Raw genomic sequence first — 2,447 nt, 5'->3', positions numbered from 1 at the left:
CCTTTACAACTTAATGTCGATAAGGGCGGAATCTATCGTTTTCGCGCCAATCTGTTCACCCAAAACGACGAACCCGTTGCGTTTCTCACCACCAAAAAACGGCTTCAGGAAGGCGATCACACTGTTGAATTAAAAGCGTTTAAGCAAACGTTACTCGGCTTCGATAAGCAGTGGCAGCTAAAAAATATCGTGATTGAACGCATGTCAGGCTCCCCCGGCGAGCGAGCACAATTTGGTATCAGTCCGAAAGACACCTATTCATTGGGCGTCTTTGACATTGACCAATTGTCGGACACACCCTATCAAATGTCCGAGCAAGAGCGTATGCAACTCGAGTTTTTACAACACGCCGCGCGTTAGCGTTGAACACGATGACGATCTGGGTGGCTTATTGAGCATTCGCCCATTCGCGTGCCGTTGCAATACAGCGACGCACCACTTGGGCAGTATTCGTGCGTTGCCAAGCCAGCACCACTTGGCTACTCAAAGGCATCTGTGCCAGCGACAGCACAGACACGTGGTCACTCAACTGGGTGGTTAGCGAAGCGGGAACCAAGGCCACGCCAAAACCCGCTGATACCATTGCGGTTGCGGAATGGAGTTGTGGCGCAAGCGATGCAGAAGATGGCGTCAATCCTGCGCTTTTTAATGCATCAGATAACGCGTCATGGAGCCCAGGCCCGATATCACGAGGGAAGAGAATGATCGGATCATTGCCGAGCTGTGACAACGTCACGCTGTGACATGTCGCGAGAGGATGGTCAGCCGCGACAACCAGTTTAAAGGGATCATCAAATAAGGCGGTATGCGCCACATGTTCACTGGCATAACAAGGCAAACGTAAGAAAGCTAAATCCACCTCTTGTTGACGAAGTGTCTCCACTAATGATGGCATGGGCTGCTCGACCGGCTGAAAATCGATATCGGGATGATGTTCTTGTAACCCTCGCACCAGCGCTAACACTTGTTGGCTGACGACCGTCGAGCTGGCAAAACCGAGGCGTATTTGATTACGTTCCCCGCGGGCAACCTGCTTTGTGCGCTGCACGGCTTGATCTAACTGACTGAGAATTTTTACCGCATCTTGATAAAGCACCGCTCCTGCTGGTGTCAACGACACACCTCGCGGTAGGCGCTCTAATAAGGGCACACCTATCTCTTGTTCTAGCTTTTTAATTTGCTGGCTCAGTGGCGGCTGAGCAATACCCAGTTTCTCAGCCGCGCGCGTAAAGTGCTGGCACTCGGCCACTGTGACGAAATACCGTAAATACCTAAACTCCATCGTCATGCCTTAATGCTGCGCATTATCAACTGTTTGGATTCAATATCTTACCACGTTTTCCATGTGCCATATCTTTTAGATATCAAAACCAACGTTATTTGTATTGGTGTCTCCTTCTTCAACCTCGCATCATCAAGACTCGGTTTTAACCTAACTGACTTCGGTTTATAAGGACGCTTTATGAGCACCCAAACCTGCCACTGTGCAGAACATGTCGCCGCCGCCTATCTCAAGCATCACCAACAAACAGGAGAAGGTGAGATTTATCAAACCTCATTGATGAGTGCCTTAATTGATGGCGTGTATGAGGGCGAGACCACCATGGCCGACCTGCTCGAGCATGGCGACTTTGGCCTAGGGACCTTTAACCAATTGGACGGTGAACTCATCGCCTTTGATCAGACGATTTTTCAACTACGCGGCGATGGTTCGGCAAGGCGCGCGGATCCTGAGCAAAAAACACCATTCGCCGTTATGACCTTTTTCAAACCAGACATTACACAACAGTTTGATCATCCCATGTCGCGCCAAGAGCTACACGACGTAATCGACACACTGGTACCAAGTGACAATCTGTTCTGTGCCGTTCGAATTGATGGTGCCTTCGAGCATGTGCGTACGCGCACCGTGCCCAAACAAACACCGCCATACAAGCCCATGCTCGAGGCCATCGATGCCCAACCAGAATTTCGTTTTGATCACGTTAATGGCGTAATTGCTGGTTTCCGTAGCCCGCAATATACCCAGGGCATCAATGTCGCAGGCTATCACGAGCACTTTATCACTGACACTCGCGCAGGCGGCGGCCATGTCCAAGACTACGAGTTGGCATGCGGCACCTTGCAAATCGGCCGCGTCTCCAAGTTGGTGATTGACCTCCCCACCAATGCGGAATTTTTGGGCGCGAACTTAACACCAGACAATATTCACGCCGCTATCGAACAAGCAGAAAAATAATATCACCTCCCATAGGGAGCTAACCTCACGAGGAGCCCAACATGACAACAACAACGCATTGGGACACAGGCGCACAACTGGTCGCAACCCACTTAGAACGCCAAGGCGTCGAGTATATTTTTGGTATACCGGGCGCAAAAATTGATCGCCTCTTTGATGCGATTGAAGATACCAATATCAAAATGATCCCGGTCCGCCATGAGGCGAA

Annotated in this window: 3 protein-coding genes and 1 pseudogene; 3 read left to right on the top strand and 1 reads right to left on the bottom strand. The window is 50.4% G+C overall.

Annotation, left to right across the window (positions count from 1 at the left end; genetic code table 11):
• A pseudogene (locus BZG79_RS14075) lies at positions 1-360 on the top strand (hypothetical protein); the annotation flags it as partial.
• Between the two features lie 28 nt (positions 361-388).
• On the opposite strand, the gene BZG79_RS14070 reads toward BZG79_RS14075, so the two are convergent.
• Positions 389-1,282, bottom strand: a complete 894-nt coding sequence (locus BZG79_RS14070; protein WP_021023959.1) for a LysR family transcriptional regulator — start codon at positions 1,280-1,282, stop codon at positions 389-391.
• Between the two features lie 180 nt (positions 1,283-1,462).
• On the opposite strand from BZG79_RS14070, the gene budA reads away from it, so the two are divergent.
• Positions 1,463-2,239 carry an acetolactate decarboxylase gene (gene budA, locus BZG79_RS14065; protein ID WP_077486299.1) on the top strand — a complete coding sequence of 259 codons (777 nt, stop codon included), beginning with the start codon at positions 1,463-1,465 and terminating at the stop codon, positions 2,237-2,239.
• 41 nt (positions 2,240-2,280) lie between these two features.
• The coding region (locus tag BZG79_RS14060; RefSeq protein WP_199877915.1) for a thiamine pyrophosphate-binding protein at positions 2,281-2,447 on the top strand (167 nt) is incomplete at its 3' end.

This window comes from Salinivibrio sp. MA427 (assembly GCF_001996115.1).
GTDB classification, from domain to species: Bacteria; Pseudomonadota; Gammaproteobacteria; order Enterobacterales; family Vibrionaceae; genus Salinivibrio; species Salinivibrio costicola.
This window is presented reverse-complemented; position numbering and strand designations above follow the sequence as displayed.

Coding starts and splice junctions, on each gene's coding strand:
- BZG79_RS14070 (WP_021023959.1), bottom strand. CDS start 1,282: ATGGAGTTTAGGTATTTACGGTATTTCGTCACAGTGGCCGAGTGCCAG.
- budA (WP_077486299.1), top strand. CDS start 1,463: ATGAGCACCCAAACCTGCCACTGTGCAGAACATGTCGCCGCCGCCTAT.